This window comes from Romboutsia sp. LXY-2 (genome assembly GCF_056171995.1).
Genome location: NZ_JBKFGI010000004.1, coordinates 107760 through 128985, shown reverse-complemented (window position 1 = coordinate 128985; position 21226 = coordinate 107760). Strand labels below are relative to the sequence as shown.

The following is a 21226-nucleotide window of genomic DNA, read 5'->3' as shown; positions in this document are numbered from 1 at the left end:
TTTACCTATACAATAGAATTGTAGAAAATCTTGTAGTAAAAGTCTAGTAAAGTATATAATTTCACTAATATTTCTTAAATATGAAGTTCTTTTTTTATATTTAAGAAATACAAAAAAGGCTGTCAATAAAGACAACCTTTTTTTGCTACCAAGGTTTTGCCCAAGGTAGACCATAATATTCTTCTTTCCAAACTAAATCTGTAGATACTCTAAATATATCTGAAGATAAAGCTGATTTGTAGTAAATGTTAATTACATTTATTTTGTCAGATAAATCTTTGTTTAAAATAATAGTATAATCATCAGATTCATAAGTTACATCATTATCTGTTGCCTCATCCAGAGCCAAACTAAACATTGGACCATATCAAGCACTTATTTCTTTCATATATATTCTAATAGATTTGTTACTAATGTTATAAGCATCAAACATTTTATTTAATTCATCCTTAGCAGGATTACTTATGTTTACAATCATTTATACACTTCCTTTATTTTTTATAATAGTATTTTTATGTTATATAATAAATTATAAACTATTAACCTTCTTTACACTATAAGTTTATATTCTTTTTACTAGTATCAATATTTTTTACTATTTGATATGCAAACATACTCATTTCACCTGCTATTATTAATGTTTTATAAAAATTTTTTTCTAAGTAAACCATTTAAATTACAAAAAAAGTTAAGTTATTATTTTTCTTTAGACATCATAACGGCGATACAGATTATAGCTACTACAAATATTCCATATAAATATATGCCATTTAACAATATCTTCATAATTTCCCCCTTGAGCCTTAGTTTTCAAATTCTAAGAATTCAGTTACTATTATCTTTCAGCACTTTTTAATTTTATATAATTATCTTTCTTCCCTGAAAATATACCGATTAGCTTTAAGTATTATACTATTACACCAGTTTCTTCAAATACTTCTCTTTTACTAGCTGACTAAGTTGACTAACCTAACTCTATCAATCCTCTATCTAAATTTTAAAAAGTTTTTGTGAAATAATGCCTCTTTCCTACTATAGGATAATTTTCTAATGTAAAAACTTCCTTATATCCATGCTTTTTATAAAATACAGGTGCTTGAAAGCTAAAGGTATCTAAAAATGAGTACTTGCAACCTCGTTCTTTTGCTGTTTTTTCTGCCTGTATTAAAATATTACTTCCTATATTTTTACCTCTCAATTCTTCACTTACCCATAAAAACTTTATGAATAACCAATTACCATGTGTGTTTCCAATTAGACCAGCAACTATTTTACCTGATTCATCTTGTAAATAAATTCCTAAATCCCTTGGATTTTTATCTTCTATTCTTTCTAGATTGTAATCTATTAACTCTTTTAAAATAGTATCTTCATCCTCTTTTGTAATTTTGTCAGTAACTTTAAACTCCATATAAATTTTCCTCTCTTTTATAAAGATTAAACACTTACAAATTTCTTCTTTACATTTTATGACTTACAATACCCTCTCCATTTCATTAAAATTTGTTATAGAAAGTTCTAGATTATGTTTATTTAATGCTATTATTTTTAATCTTTTTGTATTAATTTCTAACATTTATAGTCTTCTACTAATACTATTGTATTTATATAAAAAATATGAGTATCTTTACCTACATTAACTTCTTAATATTAAGATTGCTAATTATTACTTTTGTATATACTATTTATTATCTAAATTTCCATTTGGCTCATCTGCAAATATTATTTCAGGCTTATTAGCTAATGCTCTTGCTATTGCAACTCTAATCCTAATATCTTTCTATTCTGTAATAATTACTAAAGCTCTAGTTTAATTATAGCAATCATCTATAAACCTATGGAGTAATAAATTATATAAGTCATATTTAATTAACTTTAAAATAGCATTTAAAATAATAAAATGCTAGGTTTTAACGTTATTAAAACCTAGCATTTTGCTTTTTAATTACTCTAATTTATATTTCAATATTAAAATAAAACTATTATTACTGCTAACTTTTTATAAAGATATCAGTTGTTTTATCTTAATCATTTAAAACTGTTGTATATATATAATTGTACAAACTTCCATGTCTTAACTCATCGCTTAATATATTAAATACCATATCTCTATAAGCTATATTAGGCATACCTTCCATTATTTCACGATATCTTTTTACTGCATTTAATTCGCCATTTAAAGCCATAATTATTCCATCTATAAAACTAGCTGGAGCTACAAATTCCTTATTTTCTGGAGTAGCCTCTTTTCCTGTCAGTCTTTTATACATTTTCTTAAAAGCTTTATTGTGAGACATTTCATCCTCTTTGATAGATATTATAGTGTCTTTTATGCTTTTTACTTGTTCAGATTTTAACCCTTCTGTTGGAATATTATTTATTAACCATTCATAAAATAATGCGTCGTATTTTTCCCCTTCAACGGATTGTTCTATAAGATTAACTGAATTAATAAACCCCTGAGGTGTTGGGTAATTATAGTTGTAATTAAACATATCTGTCCTCCCTAATAATATATACTTCATTATATATTACTAAGTTTTAACAAATTTTGTTACATACTTTTATATTAAATAGACTTAAATCTAATATTCTACTTTTCTACGACAAAAGACTAATTTATAGTAATCATTCTCTTACAAGTAAAAAAACTGTAGAACATATTACTGTCCAACAGGTTTAATCATTAATCGTTTTTATCTAACCAATTATTTAATACCTCAATATACTTTTCAGTCTCTTCAACAAAAGGCATATGTCTTGAATATTGGAATAATTCCCACTGGCTGTTAGGAATTCTATCATACATTGTCTTTGATATAAATGGTGAAGATAAATCTATAGCTCCACTTGTTATTAAACATGGCTCTGTTATTTCATGTAATCTATCTGTAAACTCATATCCAGCTAAAGTTCCTGTAGGAGAAAACTCATTATGTCCCCATCCAACTACATATGCTTCACTTCCTGATTTTTTAGGTCGTCTTAAACATTCAGGATCATTTTCTGTAACCGCACCTGCACAGTACATATCCATAAATCTACCTAATGCATCACCATATTCTTGGCTAGAATAATCTCCTGTTTTTTCTGCACCAAGTAAAGCCTTTTGATCTTCTTCATTCATATAAGATATTCTTCTTTTTTGCTCTTGTTCCCAAAGTTTTGCAGAAGAAAGTGTAGAAGATAAAATATAAGACTTTATACCTTCAGGTTTATATTCTAAAGCATACCATATAGCTTGCATACCTCCCCAAGATTGACCTAAAAGATGCACTTCATCAAGACCAAGATGCTTTCTTAGTTCTATAAGTTCTTTTATCCATGTATCAGCATTAAATAGTTCTGGATGTCCTTCAACAAATGAATTTCCACATCCTATTTGATCATACATTATTACTTGTCTACCAGTTTCAGCAACTTTATCTAATACTTCAAAATAGTTGTGTGTAGAACCTGGTCCCCCGTGAAGTAGTACTAATGGCTTCTTACCTTCTTTAGACTCACCTACTATACGGTAATAAGTTTGAAATCCTTCAAATGGCATATATCCTTCTGTTATCTTCATTTTATACCCCTCCAATTTGTCATTAGAAATAATATTAACTTCTAGTTAATATTGTTTATTTCTTGTCAAATATGTTTAATATATATGTATATTTTTTTATACTACATAAACAGTATAACATAAATCTTAAAAATCTCATAGAAAACTCCCCCTTATTTTCCTTTAAAATCCATTAATAAACAATACCGTTAATATTTTTAGATAGTTTATTTATACTATCCCTAAGATTCCAAGAATAATGTTAAATCATATTTATCGAATTTTCATTGGCTAATTAGTAAAAACATATTAATATCTACTAGGAATTATTTTTTCGTATTATTTTATGTATGTTTTTGCTAAGATATAAGCGTGAAGAACTTACTCTATTTATTTCTTTATTAACAAAAAGAAACCACCTAACCGTTAAGATTAGGAAGCTTAATTTGGACTTGCATCTAGTTAATAGATGTATTTATTAATATGGAGGGAATAGTTATTTATATCTGGTAAGAATTTTTAAATATATTCTAAAAAAGTATTTAGATACATAATATACTTAATTTATATTATGTATTTGTTTTAAATCTGTGATTAAGTTGTTAATTATTTAAGAACATGTTACAACCTGACTAGTTATATCTGAGTAAATTTGTAATCCCTTAGTATCATATACCTTAATTACATCCTCATTTATTTCATCAGAGTCTACTATATCTCTTACTATGTTTTTATTATTCAATAACTTACTTTCATTAAATACTACTTCATCTTTTTTATCAAATAATGCTACATAGAATATCCCTGTCTCTACTAAGTCCTGGAAGAAGTGACTCCCATAAGACAATTCAGGTGTTAGACCTTCACTACTATAAGCTACCTCACACATAACAGACATATTACTAAGCTCTGTAAACCTAACTGGTACACCTAATGATGGACTTCTACTTCCCCATCTTCCAGGACCCATAAGCATAGCATTTTTCTCTTTTAGCGAATTATTAATCATTCCTATCTGTCTAGCTATAGAAAACTTTTCACTTCTACTTAACTTAACATATTCTTTAGCAGAAACAAAAACAATATAATCTATTGGAAGTCTTACATTACCTCCCATAAAGTTTCCTATTGATGAGAAAATACATTCACTTTTATCTTTAAACTTAGGAAGTTCTACTGTCTTACCTAATCCTCTAGTTTGAAGAGGTCTACACTGAACTATATTAAATCTAAAGTTGCCATCTTTATTAAAGTTTGCTGTAAATTCCACATCTACAGGATGTTCATATTCTCTTGATAATACAGCTAAAACCTTCTTCATAACTTCAGGGTACTTAGTATTTTTTAATAGAGTTTTGAAATCTAATATAAAAGGTGCTGCACTAGGGTCTCTACCAATTTGTTTTAACATTTTTTCTGTTTCTTTATCTTTTACTCCAAACAAGTTAACATTTGCTTTTATATCATTTTTTAATGCATCATTAATATAAACTGTACTTACTTCATTTGTTCTTAAGTTCAATAAATCAACATAATGCTGAGAAAACTTACTTGGATCTTCACTAGTCATAGCTGGCACTCTCATAGGGTCATCTAATGTTACTATTCTTGCATAGTCTTCATTTACCCTATCTACTGCTCTAGTCCCTAGGCCAAATACTAGTCGAAGCATTCCTGCATTCATATCCACTTTTTTATTCCACACATATAAATTTGATGAGTTGCCAACACCTGCAACATGTGGGAAGAAATATTCTCCATAATAATCCCCTGATACCCTTTGAACTAAGATTGCCATTTGCTCATCACGTTTATCAAGGCCTCTTATTTTTCTATAATTTAATGCCTCATCATTCATTGTACTAGCATATACTTTTCGAACTGCTTCTTCAAATGCTTCTAGTCTTTGCTCTGGTGTACCTTGATTTACACAAAATACACTTTCATACTTACCAGCAAAAGCATTACCAAAGCTATCCTCTAATAATGAACTAGATCTTACAATAATTGGAGATTGACCATAATATTCAATCATATGCATAAACTGATCTTTTATAGCTCTTGAAAAATATCCTGATTCTAGCTTTTCTTTAAGTTCTGGTCCGTATTTAAAATAACCTTCATCTGTTTTTTGCTTAGTTCTTAAATCCCATAATCCATTATCAACTATATAATAATAAAATACATCAGCACCTATATAAAAAGAGTCATGAGGTTCTATTAATGGACTAAAATAATTTCTTGCATCCTCTACTTTTGTAAGTATTCTCGTAGCAAGTAACATTCCTATACTTTTCCCACCAATTAACCCTGCTCCTATTTCTCTTGATGCTATTTGTACTACATCAGCTAAATCAAAATACTTCATACACATATCATAAATCTTAGAGTTCGAACCAACTAACATATTAATTAGAAGTTTTTTCATTTTTTCTCTGGTTTCAAAATCTGCATTTAAAGATTCTTTTGCCTTATTAAAAGTTCTTCTCCAGTAACCCAGTCTTTCACTTCCCCAGTTAAACTGTGAAAATAATTGTGCTGCATCAGCACTTGATGTAACTGACTCTACCTTATCTCCAACTATCTTATGTGGGAAAAACATTGTTGGAGAATATCTTTCACATACTTTTAATGGATGTATATATATTTCACTATCTACATTATATATATCTAAATACAACTGTGTAATTTCTCTTATTGATGCAACTGTCTCAAAAGTATGAGAGTTTCTCATTACCGCAAAGTATGCAACTGTATCTAGTTTATAAAGGTATGGACATGTCACTTTGAAAAAATTAGTAGTCATCAAGTCTGAATACCAACTTTGCTGTAAGTATGTTAAACAGTCAAATACATAAAAACTTCTAGCTCCCTCTAACCCGATTATACTATGAACTGTTGTTGCAAACTCTTCAAAGCCTAAAAAAGGATCTAGTTGATAAATTTTTACACCACTAATATCTTCTATTACTGGCTTATGATCTCCAAATCTTATATATACAATTTTTCTATTATCTTTTTTTGCTTGATCTACATATGGACCCACTACATAACAATACTCATCTATAGAATTGATCTGCCATACTACGTTATCTCCTAGGCGTAAGTTATCAATCGCTTGATCAAGGCCTTTTATTCCCGTACTAACTGTGTCGTATCTTACCATAACATACCTCCTTGCAGATTTTATTATTTGGATGATTACAGATAAAATCTTTATAATAATTAATATATATATTATATCATAGATACGTTCAATTATCAGAAAATTCAAATAAATCAATATCGAAAATACATAAAATTATCCACATTAAAATAGCTAGAATAATAATTTCTAGCTATTTTTCATATATTCTATTTTAGTTAAAAAACTTATTTATTCCTTCTAAAATAGTGTCACCTCTATATTGAACTATAACAAAGTTACTAAACCTCATATACTTATCTTCTAAACTTTCACATTGTATATAAGCTCCTAGCTCTTGTAGAGATAAATTATAATCTGACATTACTGCTATTATTGAAAGTAAAACTTCATACACATCTTCTATCCCTTGACTTTTATAATAGTTATAGTCTTTATATATTGAATCACTTAAGCTTAAAGATTGAGATTGAATGTAATTTATATTTTTCAAATGTTCATCTAGCTTCTTTTCATCATTATTTTCTTTAGCGCTCATTACGTGCTTTCCTATTAAATCAAGATTTTTGCTTAATTTTTCTGCTTCATTAAGGTAGGCTTTTATAACTTTTACATTTTCATACTTTGCTGGTTCTAAATTGTTTGCAAATGAATAATTGTTAAATTTAATAAAACTACAAGTAAGTGTTATAGTACATATAAGTAATATTGAGATTATGCGCTTCAAAGTTGATACCTCTCTTTTTAAAAATTATATATATATTTTGTTCTTTAACCTTCCTTATTATTCACTATCAATAAAGGCATATTATTTATCTCATTTTAATTTTTTTATAAATATTAGTTTAATAACTTATTAAAAAATATTCCTATAATTATACAAAATTTTATAAGATATAGAACCATATGAATATTTTTAGAATAATATACTATAGTATAATAATTCTATTATCTATTGAAATTGGCAGATACAACTTCATTAATTAAAGAGGTGATATAGTATTAATAAAATAATTGATAAAGTTAGATATAAAAACTCTAAAAATAAAAAATTATATATTCCAATGAGAGTAAAATTTTACATCAGTATAGCTATATCATTTTCTTGGACTATTTTTTCATTATTATTGGCTCTACCCTGGGCTTATGACCTTTATATTGTAACAAATAGCTATGTACTTTCTTGGTTAATAATATGCGGTATTACTACAGTGCCAGGTTTCTTAAATGCTTTTTTAATAACTAGTGTACTACTTGATAGGCAACCAGAGTATAAAGTCAATAATCCTTTTAATGAAGTAACAATATTAATAGCGGCCTATAATGAAGAAAATTGCATATATAGAACTTTATCTTATGTTAGTAAACTTGTTTACAATGGAAATATCAAAGTTATAGTTGTAGATAATAACTCAAATGACAATACATATTCTGAAGTTATTCGTGCTAAAAATGAGTTCCATTTAGACTTAGTTATTATTACAGAAAGTAATCAAGGCAAATTTAATGCTTTAAACTCTGGACTTAAACATATTACTACTGAATATTTTATAACTTTAGATGCTGATACTATCTTGCATAAAGATGCTATAAACAATCTTATATGTAGAATGTTAAGTACTCCTAAAGAAAACAACATAACTGCTGCTGTTGCAGGCTCAGTACTTGTAAGTAATAGTAGAGATGGAATTCTTGCTAGAATGCAAGAATGGGATTATTTTCTAAGTATTGCGGGAATAAAAAGAATGCAAGGTATGTATCAATCTACATTAGTGGCTCAAGGTGCCTTTAGTAGTTATGATACTTCTATTGTTAAAGAAATAGGAGGTTGGTCTGATTCTATAGGTGAAGATATAGTACTAACCTGGAAAATGCTTGAAAAAGGATATAAAGTCTATTACGAACCATTTGCTGTTGCTTTTACTGATGTACCAACTAAGCTTAGTCATTTTATTAAACAAAGGTCTAGATGGGCTAGAGGAATGATTGAAGGAATAAGAGAGGTTAAGCCTTGGAAGCAAAAGACTATAATGAGCATGTTTACAACAGGTATGGACTTCTTATTACCTTATATTGATTTTAGCTATACCTTTTTTTGGACTACAGGTGTTATACTTGCTTTATTTTTCAAAAACTATATTATCGTAGGTATTATGACTTTACTAGTTCTTCCATTAACAGGTGTAAGCTTTTATGTTCTTTTTAGTTATCAGAAAAAACATGTTTTTGAAAAATTAGGCCTTAAGGTCAGAGCCAACAAAAGAGGCCTTATACTTTTTATTTTGGGATATCAATTAATAATGAGTCCTGTATCTTTGTATGGTTATGTACAAGAATTATTTAGATTTAAAAGAACTTGGAAATAAAATTGGAAGTAAAAAAAGGAGCTTTTGCTCCCTTTTTTTACTAATAAATAATTATATTATCTAATAATTTCTTTTATTTTTTCTTTTGTTTTTTCAGGTAAATCTTGATTTAAGTATCTATTTACTAATTTAATATTTTCAATACCATTATTTCTAAAGTAATTATTAAGAATCGGTATTCTATTTTTAGGATCATTCATAATTGTGTATGCTACAACCCAGTCTTCTAGCGATGCAAAGTTTACTATTACTTCATCAATATTTTTCTTAATATGAATAGATTCTTCATCTAGTATATAATTGTATATTTTGTTATTTCCTAAATCTATACTAAAACCACCTAGAAACTCTATTACTGTATCATCTACTAAATATCCAAAAAACTCTTTTGTTAAAAAAGGCTTCTTAGATTCTAACTCAATGTAGGTACCTATTTTATTCATTTTTCTTTTTATTTCTTTCGCATAATTTGGATCAATTAAAATATCTATATCATTTGGTTCTTCTATTAAGTTATACTGATTTAATAAAACAGAACCTCCAATTGCCCATTTACAATTTATATTATTTAACACTTTTGATACTTTTTTTACTACATTAAAGTCCATTTTGCCTCCTATTGCTCTTCATTTAAATCGAATATTTCTTCCATTTGTTTCTTTGTTAGTATCTTACTTCTAGATATTAATGTTTTGCACACCGTACAAAAATAGCTTATAGATCCTCAGCTATCCATTACTTCAAGTTTTAAGCCGCATTTTGGGCAGTAATAATCCTTCATCTTTTGTCACCCTTCAAAATGTATTTTTGAGTATATTATTTCATAAGCTTATGATAATTACAACTATAAAATTTAAACAATGTCTGTTTTACAGAAAATGTATATTCCTTATTATATATTAAATTTATTATTTTACCACTAACTGTAACTGCTATTAATGTGGAATTTATCGTGTACAGTATTACAAATATATCTATTATTCACCTTACTTTTAAATATATTTGATTTACTTATGAACCATTTTTCTATATTAACATATCTTATATAGAATGTACTTTATAATATCATAAAAAGGGGAATGAACAATGGACAGAAACTATTGGCAAGAATATTGGGATAACTATTATAAATTTATGGCTATGTATGTTAGAGAGTTGCAAAATGCATATCCAGGAGAAGATTTTACTGATGAATATATTGAGGTAGCAAAAATATTTGAACCTTCAATGGACTTCGATCAATATGAAAGTTATGAAGATTACTTTGTTGACAATGATGAATATTACGATTATCCAGATGATGGATATCATAAAACAACTCCAAAGATATCTCCTGGTGGAGGGCAATTTACAATAGATAACTGTAAAAAGATGACTGTCGTTAGAATAGAAATGAAAAAAGGTTATAAACCTTCAAAATTTTATATGTTAGTTGATAAGTATGATAAAAGAAGTATACAAGGATATAGAATAGATTGTGATGATGATAAAATAGAATTTAAAGCTATAGCATTAGAATATTATGATATTAGCTTAATTGAATGTGTATTTTAAGTAGTTGATAATTAAATTTATATTTAAACAATAACAAACACCTTTATATTTTTTAAAGGTGTTTATTATTTAAAAATTTATCTAAATGCCATGTTATAATGTAATGATTGCTATCTTTTATATTACTTTACTCAAATTTTTCAGGGAATTGTTTAATAATCCCTTCTGTTAATACATCTGCAAAATTTATCATATGTTTTTCACCTTTATCAAAGGCTTCTATGTCCGCTTTCCAGTTGGCAATTAGTCTTGCCATAACTTCATCTGTAGTAAGTTTTAAGTGTGTATGTAACATATCTTTTAATTGTTTTTTATCGTAATTTGGGTTAGATTCACTTAAAAAATCTGCTATTTTGTCAGCATTTTCATACCAAAGCTTGTTATTGTTTGCTAATTCTGTTTTATTATTTCTTTTAGCTGCATCTATAACTTTACCTGCTATAACGATATGCTCTTTTAATAATGCTGTTAATTTATTCCCTGCTTCCTCTCCATAATAAGACTTTATAGAATTCCCTATGTCTTCTTGATTTTTAAGTAGTCTTCTTAACACGTCATCCCTATCTCTTAAAACTGAAAGGTCACTTATTATAAATTCTCTAGTCCAAAATACGTGATCAATCCATAGTCTTTCTTCAATGCATTTTAAATCTTGTGCTGATTTGCTACACACGTTGCCTGATTCAGTTGTTACTTCTTTTGCGTAAGCTTTAATTGGAGATATTATTAAAATCGCACTTAAAAATATAAACATTACTTTTTTAAATAAGTTTTTCATGTTCATATCCTCCTTAATCATATTTCTAATATTTTGTTCAAGATTAAGTATCAATATGCAACTTGTTCCATGGTTAAAAGTAAATGGCTAAACTATAAAAGTTCAGCCATTTATATATCTCGTTCAATCTTTATATTTTTTTAGAATTTAAAATTAAATTTTGCTAATAAATAATCCTATTAATGCAGACACAAATGATATGGTCAAATAAATAAAATACTTTTCTATAACTCTATTATAAAGTAAGAATGGCATATCAATATGATATTTAATACCTACTTCATCTCCTACATTGGCAAATCTTGATACTAAAATCCTGTTGCTTGATATATAGTGCGTTTTATCTACATAATAACCTACAGTTGCAAGTTTTAAGTAATACAAAGGCTCACTTCCAAGTATATCAATATTTATTATCGTTCCCATAGCTATATCGATTTTCTCTTCATAAAACTTATTAAGCTTTATAGTATCAATAATAGCCATCACTATACCTATAGTTGCTAAAACATAAAATATTAATACTTTAAATTCCATTATCAAGTCCCCTTATAAACATTGTTGTATTTTATTACTTATATCACATCTAATAATATAATCAAAAGTAGATACTATTTTGTTTATATAATATACTATGTTTTAATTTCAATTAATGATAATAAAAGTACAAATTAATACTAAACTAATATACAAATTGTTCAAATATGTTCATTAAACTTAATTAACAAATAGTATTTTGCAAAAATAATGAATTCTTATATTTATTAAATTAACATATTATTTTTGTATCTATAATAGTTGCATCTGCAAATTCTTCAAGTAAATTTTTACCTAGTTCTAAATACTTTTCTAAATTCTCATCTTCATCAAAGGCTATTATATTCATAACTATATGACTAGTATATTCATTAATCATTGCTTTTAATGAATCTGACGTTGTACTTCCAAACTTACCTTCATCATCTTTAAATACTGGAAGATTTTCTAAATTTATTGATCCTCTTCCAATACCAGCATATCTTTCTCCTTCTCCTCCAACTGTAAATATTATATTTCCTTTTATATTATCTAAATCATAACTTCCTACTGAGTAACAAGTTTCTAATGATATTAAGTTATTTATCTCTACAATGTTATTTACAAAGTATAGACCCATTCCCTTCACTACTCTTTTTACAAGAGACTCAGAAGATAGTCTATATCTACTTGGATCTTTTCCTAATGCTTTATAAGCTTTTCTTGAAGAATCAATATTTTTTAAGCCTAGAATTTCACTTTGCTTAATATTAGTTTCTATTTCCTTGCATTTATCGTTTATTAACTTTACTAATTTTGCATCAGATTTTTTCACTTTAACTCTAGCTTCTATTGATGCTATATGTACATTACACTTTTCTTTAAGTTTTTTATCAATTGTTATATTAATCATTTTCTATTCCCTTCCTTTTTATATGTCATTTATTTACATTTTGTTATATTTTTATTATAGACAACTTTTTATATATAGTCATCATAGATAAATAAATTATGTTATAACTTATATTTATAATTTTTACGCAACAAAAAAGCACTGGTTTGTAAGCTATTGCTTTCAAATTCAGTGCTTTTTATAGGAAGTAATATAAATTACATCCTTGTCCTCTATGACTTTTATTAAATATAGTTTGCAAATCAGCTTGGCTCCAACCTTTGGCAATTAGACAGAAACTATTTGCACGGTAGTAGGTTGAGGTTTCCTAGTACCTTCATTATATTTAATATGATATTTTCACAAATATCTAGCCACCATCACTTCCAAAGGTACTATCAAAAGGTTAGAAATAATCTAGCTTTTGCATAGTTAGTGTTGGTTAGACAGTTAAGCTTTATTAACTATCTGATTATATATTAACCATTTCTGATAATAATATCCTAATATGATACTGTTAATAATTAGTATATAAGTAAAGAAATATCAAGTATGATTTACTTATATATTGCTGATAAAGTTAATGTTTATTAACATTAAATTATAAGGATATTTTTATTGTAAAAGAGTTATTTAAATTTTAAATTATAAGGTGATTAAATGAAAAGATATGAAGTACTTAGAGAGATTTATAACTCTTGTTCAGGTATGTATTCTATAGATTATTCCTTCACTAGAGATATTGAAACAGACAATATAGAAACTACTCTTAAAAGTTGGATTTCAGGTGTTTTTCCTGATTATGAAAAAAAAATAGTTGATGATGAGACAGTTATATATGTTTTAAAACTACCAATGTTAGAAAAATATACTTTTACTGAATTCTAATTTTTTAAGTAGATAATAATTATTATTGCGACATTCTATATAAGTGACTATAATTATTGTTAGGTTTTCATTTTTTAAAGGGGGGATTTGGAAAATGAGAGATATTTGGAAACACTTTATGAGAGGAGTTTATCTAGGCTATACTAGATAAATAATACATAAAACTTTTTAAAAGTAATAAAATAAAAATATAGAACTGCTTTATGTAAGTAGTTTTATATTTTTATTTTATTACCATCTCCTATTTTTAAATCAAGCTTATAGGAATCTTTTTCTTCTCCATATTTTTAATTGATAACTTCAAATCCTAGTTTCTCTACATAAAATTCTTTTGATTTAATATAATCAGAACTATTTACAAGTCAATACTTAGCCTTATCATATCAATACATTCAATACCATTTTCTACAATTTTTTCATCATAATGTTTTCTAAAAAAGTCCTTATCAATTCCAACTATTCTAAATCCACATCTTTGATAGAAGGCAAGTTGAGATATACTAGAATTCCCCGTACCAACTTCTAATACTTTTGCTTTATATTTTCTTGCTACTTTTATTGCCTTATATACTAATAATTTTCCAATACCACTACCCTGATATTTTTCATGGACAGAAATATTTACAATTTCTAAAGTAAATGGTCTAGTATTTATAAGTATAAATACCCCTATGATTTTATCACTATCAAATGCTAAATAACAATCTCCTCTACATATACATTCGTTTATGCTTTCAATTGATGGATCAGCTTCTATTAATAAATAATAAGGGATTTTATCATTTATAGATAACTTTCTAATAATTATATTTTCCATTTTTTATCTCCTAGTTTACGTTTATCTTATTTATTTTAATTCCAGTCTTTTTGAAGTTTTTTTTAAACTATTTAATTTTAATTTAAATTTGTCTCCATTAATAGTTGCCTTACTATTTTTATTATAACCTAAATAAACGAACCGTAGTGTTTTATCTCCATATTTCAACACATTATTCTTTTTCATGTGTCGATAATAAAAGAATTGTTTTTCACCATTTATCTAAAATTTGTACTACCATTATTACTAATGAATAATTTTGTTAAATACATAATGAAGGGTGGAATTTAATCATGAAAAAAAATAAGTATATTATTATTGCTTTATTGTGTGTCTTGCTATCTCCATTTTTATATAAATACTTTCTTTATTATAAAATTCCAAACAATCCATTAGTCAAATTGTCTTCAGATGCAGTAAGTTGTAGTTTTTCAGAAATCAAGTACAATCCTGAAAAGTACAAGCATCACTACAATTATCATTCTCTAGACTGCTCCGTTATCTTTAATTATATTAAGGGTCTAAAACTAAAGCCCCTAGATAATAAAGATTATTCAAGTATTTACGATGTTATAAAGCCTGACTACGACTATTCTATTAAATTATCTGAGCCTGATTGGAAATATGACCTAAATATTAAACTATGGTTAAAAGATTTAAGTGTTATTTATATTGATTGTACTAAACCTGGCTTTAAAAGTGGATTTTATAAACTTATAGATTCTGAGTTTGATTATAAATACATAAATGAATTAATATTATTGCAAAGTTAATGGTGGTATCGTAAAATCATTATTATATATAAGATAATTAATTTGACTAATGAAAGGAGTATAATATGGCTAAATTACGAAAAACCTTAGGAAGTTTAGACTCTCCATATATAATTTCACTTATGAGATTGATAGAAACACAAAGTAATAATACAATTGGTAAATGGACTGTTAACTATGCCCTAGAGCATATTGTTCCAATATATGAGAAAATTTATCCTACTGATAGTCGCCTTAGAGATACGCTTAATGCATCTAAAGATTATCTTGATGGTAATATAAAATTAACAGGAGTCAAAAAGCTTATTTCAGATCTTCGTTTAGCTGCAAAGGATGCTGAAAGTAACCCTGTAGCTCAAGCATCAATAAGAGCAGTAAGTCAAGCTGCAGCAAGTATTCACAATCCAACAAATTCACTTGGTTTTGTTTTTTATGGTACAGCTGCAATTGCATATGATACAGTAGGGTTGGAAAAATCAGCAGACCTTTATGATCACTTAGCTTTTGAAGAGTCTACAAAAATGGAATTAGCGCTACAAGCAATTTCTGTAGAAAATGAACCAAATCCTGCAAAGATTAATTGGTATTGTTAGTATAATATAAGTTAAGGTTAACAACTAATACAGTTTAATAGTTATTAATAATAAATTAGATTTCAATTAAGAGAGTAAAATTTACTCTCTTTTTTATTTTTTTAAATATTTCTTATTATATTAACGATATATATAATGATACTTTATTAAAATGAATGCACATAAAAACAGAATAATAATTTTAATTACTACCCTGTTGGTTTACAATATATAAAGTTATTAATTAAAAAAATTATTTTGCTGATATTATTTATTGACTCACCTCATCCCAGTGTAATTTACCATTATATAAGTTATGATTGTAAATTCATGCATTTTGCTTTTAATATCTCAATAAATTTCTCTTTCTCTTTAGGAGATACATATCCACCAAATCTGCCATTGCATATTATTTCTATCCTATCTGTAGACAAACAAGAAGATGCTACCATAGATTTTTTAGAATTTATTCTTTTAATATCCTTAAAAAATATTTTTTCTTTTGATGGACCTGATTGAATTAGTAAATAATCTTCATTAAACTCATAATATGTTCCAAATAAAATCCAACTTATAAAGATAATAACTACTATGCCTATTATGTTACTTAATACTGATTGTAATTTTATAATTGCTATGACCTCATATATTATTGTAAAGCCAAGGAGAATCCATAACCACCAATCTACTTTTGAATAAAATCTACTTTTCAACTAATTTGCCCCCTATGTTCATATATATTTTATTATATAAATTATTTAATAATAATCTATCCATCGTACTTAAATACAATTATATTTACATAAAATACATATAAATTCTAAAAATAAGTTCTATATTTTAAATATCTATGACTCTAATATCCAATTTAGATTTTAATTTTTCTTTAACCTCTTCAAATCTATTAATATTTTTAAGATCTTTACAAACCCATCCAAATTTATCATCTATATACCTAGGAAAAATATGCATATGATAATGACCAAAGTCTGTAAATATACCCCCATTTTGCATCATTGTATATCCATCACAGTTATAAACCTTTTTAATAGCTTTAGTTATACATTTTGAAAGTTTCATAATCCTCAATAAAATTTCATCTTCAACCTCATCAACATTATGGCAATGCTTTTTAGGTACTATCAACACGTGACCTTCATTTATTGGATCAATATCTAAAAAGCAACACACAAGATCGTCTTCATAAACTATATTTGAATCAGCTTCCTTATTAACTATTTTACAAAATACACAGTCTTTATTATCCATTTAAAATATTTCCCCCTTTTATCACTTTAAAGTTAATTTGTTATATTATACATACATGCCGAAAATATTACTATCATTATAATTAAAATAAAAAAAGCTTGTTTTCTCTCTCCGTTTTTATAACTTTCCCATCTATCTATACAAGTTAGCATGAAAAATCCTGTAAGCATAACAATAGAAAATAAATCTTGTTGCCCTGACCAAATTAATATCAATTCAATGATGAAAAAAATAATCAAAATTCTAAGCCTAATTTTCTTCATATGTATCCCCCTTTGGACTTCTATTTATTGCTTTTTATATTATTATAGCATTTGTAATTAATTTATATAAAAAATGATTTAAATTGATATATGTATTATACTTAAATAGTAAAAAATATTTTTAGTGGTTTAAGGAGAATATATGAACATCTTAGCAAAAGATAAACTAGAGTTAAAAACATCTAGTATTAATGAACTTAATGAATTAAATATCATACATAATGAGGCTTGTGAATACTTCAGTTTTGATGAAAATCATAATATCACTAGTCCTAGTGATTGTCTAACAATAGGAGACTTGCCACCTAATGGCACGAAAGATAATTTCTATATATTATCAGTTTATGAAAATAATCAAATTATCGGATATACTACTTTATACAAAGGATTCCCATCAAAAGATACTTTATATATCTGTTTTATGTATATTTCTAGCAAAAAACGTGGCAATGGATATGGCTATAGTATAGTTGAAAGTATCTCATCATACTTTAAAGCTAATAACTATAAGAATATAAAAATTTCAGTATCCTTAAAGAATTGGCAGGGTATTAGATTTTGGAATAAGTGTGGCTTTTCAACTATTACTAATGTAGATATTGATGGTCCATTTGGTAACAGTAATTACGGTTCATTTGAACTTGAAAAAATAATATAGTATGGTGAATTTAATGAATAGATTTGAATTAATAAAAAATGATAAAAGAATTATTAATATATATAAGCAAATAACAGAATTTGAAGATTTAGATAAAGGATGGGCGCATCATAATTTTGGCCATGTAAATAATGTTTCTAATTTAGTTGAATCCATACTTAATAAGCTAAATTATAATGAGGATTTTATAGAAGAAGCAAAAATAGCAGCACTACTACATGATATTGGTGCTATAGAAGGTAAAGATAATCATTCTTCAAGAAGTTATAATTTTGCTAAATCCTATTTTAATGATAATAATATTATATTAGAACATAAAGATTTAGTTTTGGATGCAATAAAAATCCACAGTGATGGGTTTAATAGTGATAACATAATAGCACTTACTTTAATATTAAGTGATAAACTAGATATAAAACATACTAGAGTCGCAAAAGAAGGCTATAATGTAAAAGGCATGAGACAGCTACAATACATAAATGATATATTAGTTGATATTAATAATAGTAATTTAGAAGTTAAGTTTATTTGTAATAATAAAATTAACAAAAGTGAATTAGAAGAATTCTACTTTATTCTTAAAGTCTTCAAATCAATAATAGCTTTTTCTAAAAAAATGAATTTAGAACCTAAAGTATTCTTTAATAATATAGAATGGCAATTATTTAATAATATTTTAGAAAATAATTATTAAATTAGTAAAATATAAAATAACCAATAAAAGGCAACTTATATAGATTTTAAATCAATATAAATTGCCTTTTTACATACAATTTTGTATACATAATTACTTAACTAGGTTTAATATATAACATTACTTATTTACATGAAGATTTCTATTTATCATCTCAACAACTGCAAAGCTAGCAACATCTTGTGCAAACTTGCCTGGTCCAAACCCTGCATCATATCCAAGTTCTTTAGCTAATTCATGACTAATTCTAGGTCCTCCACAAATTAACACAACCTTATCTCTAAGGTTTTCTGCTTCTAAAAGCTCTACCAAGTTTGTAAGATTTTCTATATGAACATTCTTCTGAGTAACAGTTTGAGATACTAAAAGTACATCAGCATTTAATTCTACAGCCTTCTTAATAAACTCCTCATTAGGAACTTGACTTCCTAAATTATATGCTTCTATTCCATCATATCTTTCTAATCCATAGTTACCAGCATATCCCTTCATATTCATGATTGCATCTATCCCTACAGTATGAGCATCAGTACCAGTACTTGCTCCAACTACTACTATATCTCTTTTTATATTTTCTTTTATATAAGTTTCTATTTCATACTTATCCATGGTCTCTTCTTGTGCTACTTCAACATGGATTTCCTCATAATTTACGCCTTTTTCTATATTTCCATATACAACATAAAAAGTGAAATCCTTATCTAATGGTTTATGATGAGCAACATTTATATCATTTAATCCCATGTTTTTAGCAGTTAGTTTTGCAGCCTCAATTCCTTTTTCATCGTCATTTATTGGAAGTGTAAAACTTACTTGTACCTTTGAGTCATTCATAGTATCTCCATAAGGTCTTAAGTTTTTAAGATCTAAATTTTTATCAAATTCCTTAGTCTCCATTGAGTATAATCCACTCATTAAAATCCACCTCCTAACATAAGTCCTATAAATGGGTTAAAATAATTAGCTTCTTTCATAACTACTCCATCAAGACCTTTCCCACCATCTATAGGTCTTTTTATTCCTGCAAACTTGCCTTGTTCTAATGTTTTAAATAATCCTTCTTTTTCTATCTCTGTAAGTAGTTCACAGGCTTTGTTTAAAACTTCATCAGCTCTGTTTGCCATTATTCCATCTTTCTTAAACTCTATTTCATCTCCAAAGTCTTTCATAGTATTAAAAATATAACTAGCATTTTCTATTGATATTGCTCGATCTGAAATAAATGGTGTGTGGATTGCCTCTGTTAACATTCCAAGTAAATGTAGTTTCTGCTTTGTCATTATAGTTACCATATTAAAAAGTGCATCTTGTACTTGCCCTTTAAATATATCTCCAGTCATAAACTTTGTAGGAGGCATATACTTCAGTGGTGCTTTAGGGAAAATCTCCCTAGCCATTTGTGCTTGTGCTAGTTCATATAAAAATCCATTTTCTACATCTGGGCTTATTTCAAAAGCATGACCAAGACCCATTTGCTCTTCTGGTAGTCCTGCTATAAGTGCAAATTGTTCATTAATAAATTGAGATGCCAATACTGTATGTGCTTCTTCTACTGCATCTGCTGTAGTTAAATAGTTATCTTCTCCAGTATTTATTATTACTCCTGCAAATCCATTAATTATTCTTGAAAAATATTGGTCTATCATAGTTCTTTTCATGTTTATATCTCTAAACAAAATTCCATATAATGCATCATTAAGCATTACATCTAGTCTTTCTTTTGCACCTAATGCTGCTATTTCTGGCATACATAATCCAGAGCAGTAGTTACAAAGTCTAATATATCTTCCAAGCTCTTCTCCGACTTCATCTAGTGCTTCCCTCATTAGTCTAAAGTTTTCTCCTGTAGCGTATGTTCCTCCAAAGCCTTCTGTTGTTGCTCCATAAGGCACATAATCTAGTAAACTTTGACCAGTAGTTCTTATTACTGCAATTATATCAGCGCCTTGTTTTGCTGCTGCCTTTGCTTGGATTATATCTTCGTATATATTTCCTGTTGCTACTATTACATATAAGTAAGGACCACTCTTATCGCTATACTCCTCTAAGTAATCATCTCTTTTCTTTCTATTTTCTTTAATTTTCGCCACAGTTTCTCTTGCTATTTCATTTATCTTCAATTTAACTTCAAAAACGTCATGTTCTTTCAAATTACATAAATCTAATTCACCTTTGCTAACTTTTTGGGCTATTTCTTGAATACTAAGCCCAGTATTAATCATAGCATTCCCTAGGTAATAAGCTATACCTAATCCTAAACTGTTTTTTCCATGGTCTTTTATAATATCGTCCACTACCACATTTGGAAGCGGCACATTAAATTCATCTACTCCATCTACTCCAAGTAATCTACATATTGTTCTCTCAACAGCAACAGTAGTATGTTTGTCTATAAATTCTTGAGTATCCATTGCAATACTTTTAGCGCTTTGTCTTGCTTTTTCAACTACACTAAAATCTAAATTTAATTTACTCATCTTGTCCCCCTTGTAAA

At 27.0% G+C, this 21226-nt stretch carries 23 protein-coding genes and 1 pseudogene; 7 read left to right on the top strand and 17 right to left on the bottom strand.

Annotation, left to right across the window (positions count from 1 at the left end; genetic code table 11):
- Window positions 1–145 precede the first annotated feature (145 nt).
- The 7 genes and pseudogenes from ACI48P_RS08925 to ACI48P_RS08895 form a co-directional block, all read right to left on the bottom strand.
- Window positions 146–358: a hypothetical protein gene (locus tag ACI48P_RS08925; protein WP_475214953.1), complete on the bottom strand. Its 213-nt coding sequence runs from the start codon at window positions 356–358 to the stop codon at window positions 146–148.
- A gap of 639 nt (window positions 359–997) precedes the next feature.
- Window positions 998–1411, bottom strand: a complete 414-nt coding sequence (locus tag ACI48P_RS08920; protein WP_475214952.1) for a GNAT family N-acetyltransferase — start codon at window positions 1409–1411, stop codon at window positions 998–1000.
- 273 nt (window positions 1412–1684) lie between these two features.
- A pseudogene (locus tag ACI48P_RS08915) lies at window positions 1685–1765 on the bottom strand (ABC transporter ATP-binding protein); the annotation flags it as partial.
- A 259-nt stretch (window positions 1766–2024) separates the two neighbouring features.
- Window positions 2025–2495, bottom strand: coding sequence for a ferritin family protein (locus ACI48P_RS08910; protein ID WP_475214951.1), 471 nt, complete (start codon window positions 2493–2495; stop codon window positions 2025–2027).
- Window positions 2496–2686: 191 nt separating this feature from the next.
- Window positions 2687–3568, bottom strand: a complete 882-nt coding sequence (gene pepI / locus ACI48P_RS08905) for a proline iminopeptidase (RefSeq protein ID WP_475214950.1) — start codon at window positions 3566–3568, stop codon at window positions 2687–2689.
- Window positions 3569–4157: 589 nt separating this feature from the next.
- Window positions 4158–6713 carry a PEP/pyruvate-binding domain-containing protein gene (locus tag ACI48P_RS08900; RefSeq protein WP_475214949.1) on the bottom strand — a complete coding sequence of 852 codons (2556 nt, stop codon included), beginning with the start codon at window positions 6711–6713 and terminating at the stop codon, window positions 4158–4160.
- A gap of 193 nt (window positions 6714–6906) precedes the next feature.
- Window positions 6907–7419 carry a hypothetical protein gene (locus ACI48P_RS08895; protein WP_475214948.1) on the bottom strand — a complete coding sequence of 171 codons (513 nt, stop codon included), beginning with the start codon at window positions 7417–7419 and terminating at the stop codon, window positions 6907–6909.
- Window positions 7420–7756: 337 nt separating this feature from the next.
- Here ACI48P_RS08895 and ACI48P_RS08890 point away from each other — a divergent pair, with 337 nt between their 5' ends.
- The gene (locus ACI48P_RS08890; RefSeq protein ID WP_475214947.1) at window positions 7757–9058 is read left to right on the top strand and encodes a glycosyltransferase family 2 protein; all 1302 of its coding nucleotides are present in this window, start codon (window positions 7757–7759) and stop codon (window positions 9056–9058) included.
- 56 nt (window positions 9059–9114) lie between these two features.
- Here ACI48P_RS08890 and ACI48P_RS08885 read toward each other — a convergent pair whose 3' ends face one another.
- Window positions 9115–9666: a nucleotidyltransferase domain-containing protein gene (locus ACI48P_RS08885; protein ID WP_475214946.1), complete on the bottom strand. Its 552-nt coding sequence runs from the start codon at window positions 9664–9666 to the stop codon at window positions 9115–9117.
- 478 nt (window positions 9667–10144) lie between these two features.
- Between ACI48P_RS08885 and ACI48P_RS08880 the strand changes: the two genes are divergently transcribed.
- The gene (locus ACI48P_RS08880) at window positions 10145–10612 is read left to right on the top strand and encodes a hypothetical protein (RefSeq protein ID WP_475214945.1); all 468 of its coding nucleotides are present in this window, start codon (window positions 10145–10147) and stop codon (window positions 10610–10612) included.
- 127 nt (window positions 10613–10739) lie between these two features.
- Here ACI48P_RS08880 and ACI48P_RS08875 read toward each other — a convergent pair whose 3' ends face one another.
- The 3 genes from ACI48P_RS08875 to ACI48P_RS08865 form a co-directional block, all read right to left on the bottom strand.
- Window positions 10740–11390 carry a glycosyltransferase gene (locus ACI48P_RS08875; protein ID WP_475214944.1) on the bottom strand — a complete coding sequence of 217 codons (651 nt, stop codon included), beginning with the start codon at window positions 11388–11390 and terminating at the stop codon, window positions 10740–10742.
- Window positions 11391–11543: 153 nt separating this feature from the next.
- On the bottom strand, window positions 11544–11927 hold the full coding sequence (locus ACI48P_RS08870) for a hypothetical protein (RefSeq protein WP_475214943.1): 384 nt from the start codon (window positions 11925–11927) through the stop codon (window positions 11544–11546).
- A 232-nt stretch (window positions 11928–12159) separates the two neighbouring features.
- Complete coding sequence (locus ACI48P_RS08865; RefSeq protein ID WP_475214942.1) at window positions 12160–12819, bottom strand: B3/B4 domain-containing protein; 660 nt, start codon at window positions 12817–12819, stop codon at window positions 12160–12162.
- A gap of 639 nt (window positions 12820–13458) precedes the next feature.
- On the opposite strand from ACI48P_RS08865, the gene ACI48P_RS08860 reads away from it, so the two are divergent.
- A complete protein-coding gene (locus tag ACI48P_RS08860; RefSeq protein WP_475214941.1) occupies window positions 13459–13686 on the top strand; it encodes a hypothetical protein in 228 nt (75 codons plus the stop codon).
- A 355-nt stretch (window positions 13687–14041) separates the two neighbouring features.
- Here the strand turns inward: ACI48P_RS08860 and ACI48P_RS08855 are convergent, their stop codons facing one another.
- Window positions 14042–14503, bottom strand: coding sequence for a GNAT family N-acetyltransferase (locus ACI48P_RS08855; RefSeq protein WP_475214940.1), 462 nt, complete (start codon window positions 14501–14503; stop codon window positions 14042–14044).
- 293 nt (window positions 14504–14796) lie between these two features.
- On the opposite strand from ACI48P_RS08855, the gene ACI48P_RS08850 reads away from it, so the two are divergent.
- Together ACI48P_RS08850 and ACI48P_RS08845 are read left to right on the top strand one after the other, a co-directional pair.
- Window positions 14797–15276, top strand: coding sequence for a hypothetical protein (locus ACI48P_RS08850; protein WP_475214939.1), 480 nt, complete (start codon window positions 14797–14799; stop codon window positions 15274–15276).
- A gap of 65 nt (window positions 15277–15341) precedes the next feature.
- Complete coding sequence (locus ACI48P_RS08845) at window positions 15342–15869, top strand: putative immunity protein (protein ID WP_475214938.1); 528 nt, start codon at window positions 15342–15344, stop codon at window positions 15867–15869.
- 293 nt (window positions 15870–16162) lie between these two features.
- Here ACI48P_RS08845 and ACI48P_RS08840 read toward each other — a convergent pair whose 3' ends face one another.
- The 3 genes from ACI48P_RS08840 to ACI48P_RS08830 form a co-directional block, all read right to left on the bottom strand.
- Complete coding sequence (locus tag ACI48P_RS08840; protein WP_475214937.1) at window positions 16163–16561, bottom strand: PH domain-containing protein; 399 nt, start codon at window positions 16559–16561, stop codon at window positions 16163–16165.
- Window positions 16562–16688: 127 nt separating this feature from the next.
- Complete coding sequence (locus tag ACI48P_RS08835) at window positions 16689–17117, bottom strand: HIT family protein (RefSeq protein ID WP_475214936.1); 429 nt, start codon at window positions 17115–17117, stop codon at window positions 16689–16691.
- A 32-nt stretch (window positions 17118–17149) separates the two neighbouring features.
- Window positions 17150–17380 carry a hypothetical protein gene (locus tag ACI48P_RS08830; protein WP_475214935.1) on the bottom strand — a complete coding sequence of 77 codons (231 nt, stop codon included), beginning with the start codon at window positions 17378–17380 and terminating at the stop codon, window positions 17150–17152.
- 142 nt (window positions 17381–17522) lie between these two features.
- Between ACI48P_RS08830 and ACI48P_RS08825 the strand changes: the two genes are divergently transcribed.
- Window positions 17523–18038, top strand: coding sequence for a GNAT family N-acetyltransferase (locus tag ACI48P_RS08825; RefSeq protein ID WP_475214934.1), 516 nt, complete (start codon window positions 17523–17525; stop codon window positions 18036–18038).
- Between the two features lie 13 nt (window positions 18039–18051).
- Window positions 18052–18732: an HD domain-containing protein gene (locus tag ACI48P_RS08820; protein ID WP_475214933.1), complete on the top strand. Its 681-nt coding sequence runs from the start codon at window positions 18052–18054 to the stop codon at window positions 18730–18732.
- Between the two features lie 120 nt (window positions 18733–18852).
- On the opposite strand, the gene kamE is transcribed toward ACI48P_RS08820, so the two are convergent.
- On the bottom strand, window positions 18853–19647 hold the full coding sequence (gene kamE, locus ACI48P_RS08815) for a lysine 5,6-aminomutase subunit beta (RefSeq protein ID WP_475214932.1): 795 nt from the start codon (window positions 19645–19647) through the stop codon (window positions 18853–18855).
- Window positions 19647–21209: a lysine 5,6-aminomutase subunit alpha gene (kamD, locus tag ACI48P_RS08810; protein WP_475214931.1), complete on the bottom strand. Its 1563-nt coding sequence runs from the start codon at window positions 21207–21209 to the stop codon at window positions 19647–19649. The genes kamE and kamD overlap by 1 nt, the downstream gene beginning before the upstream one ends.
- Window positions 21210–21226: the final 17 nt, after the last annotated feature.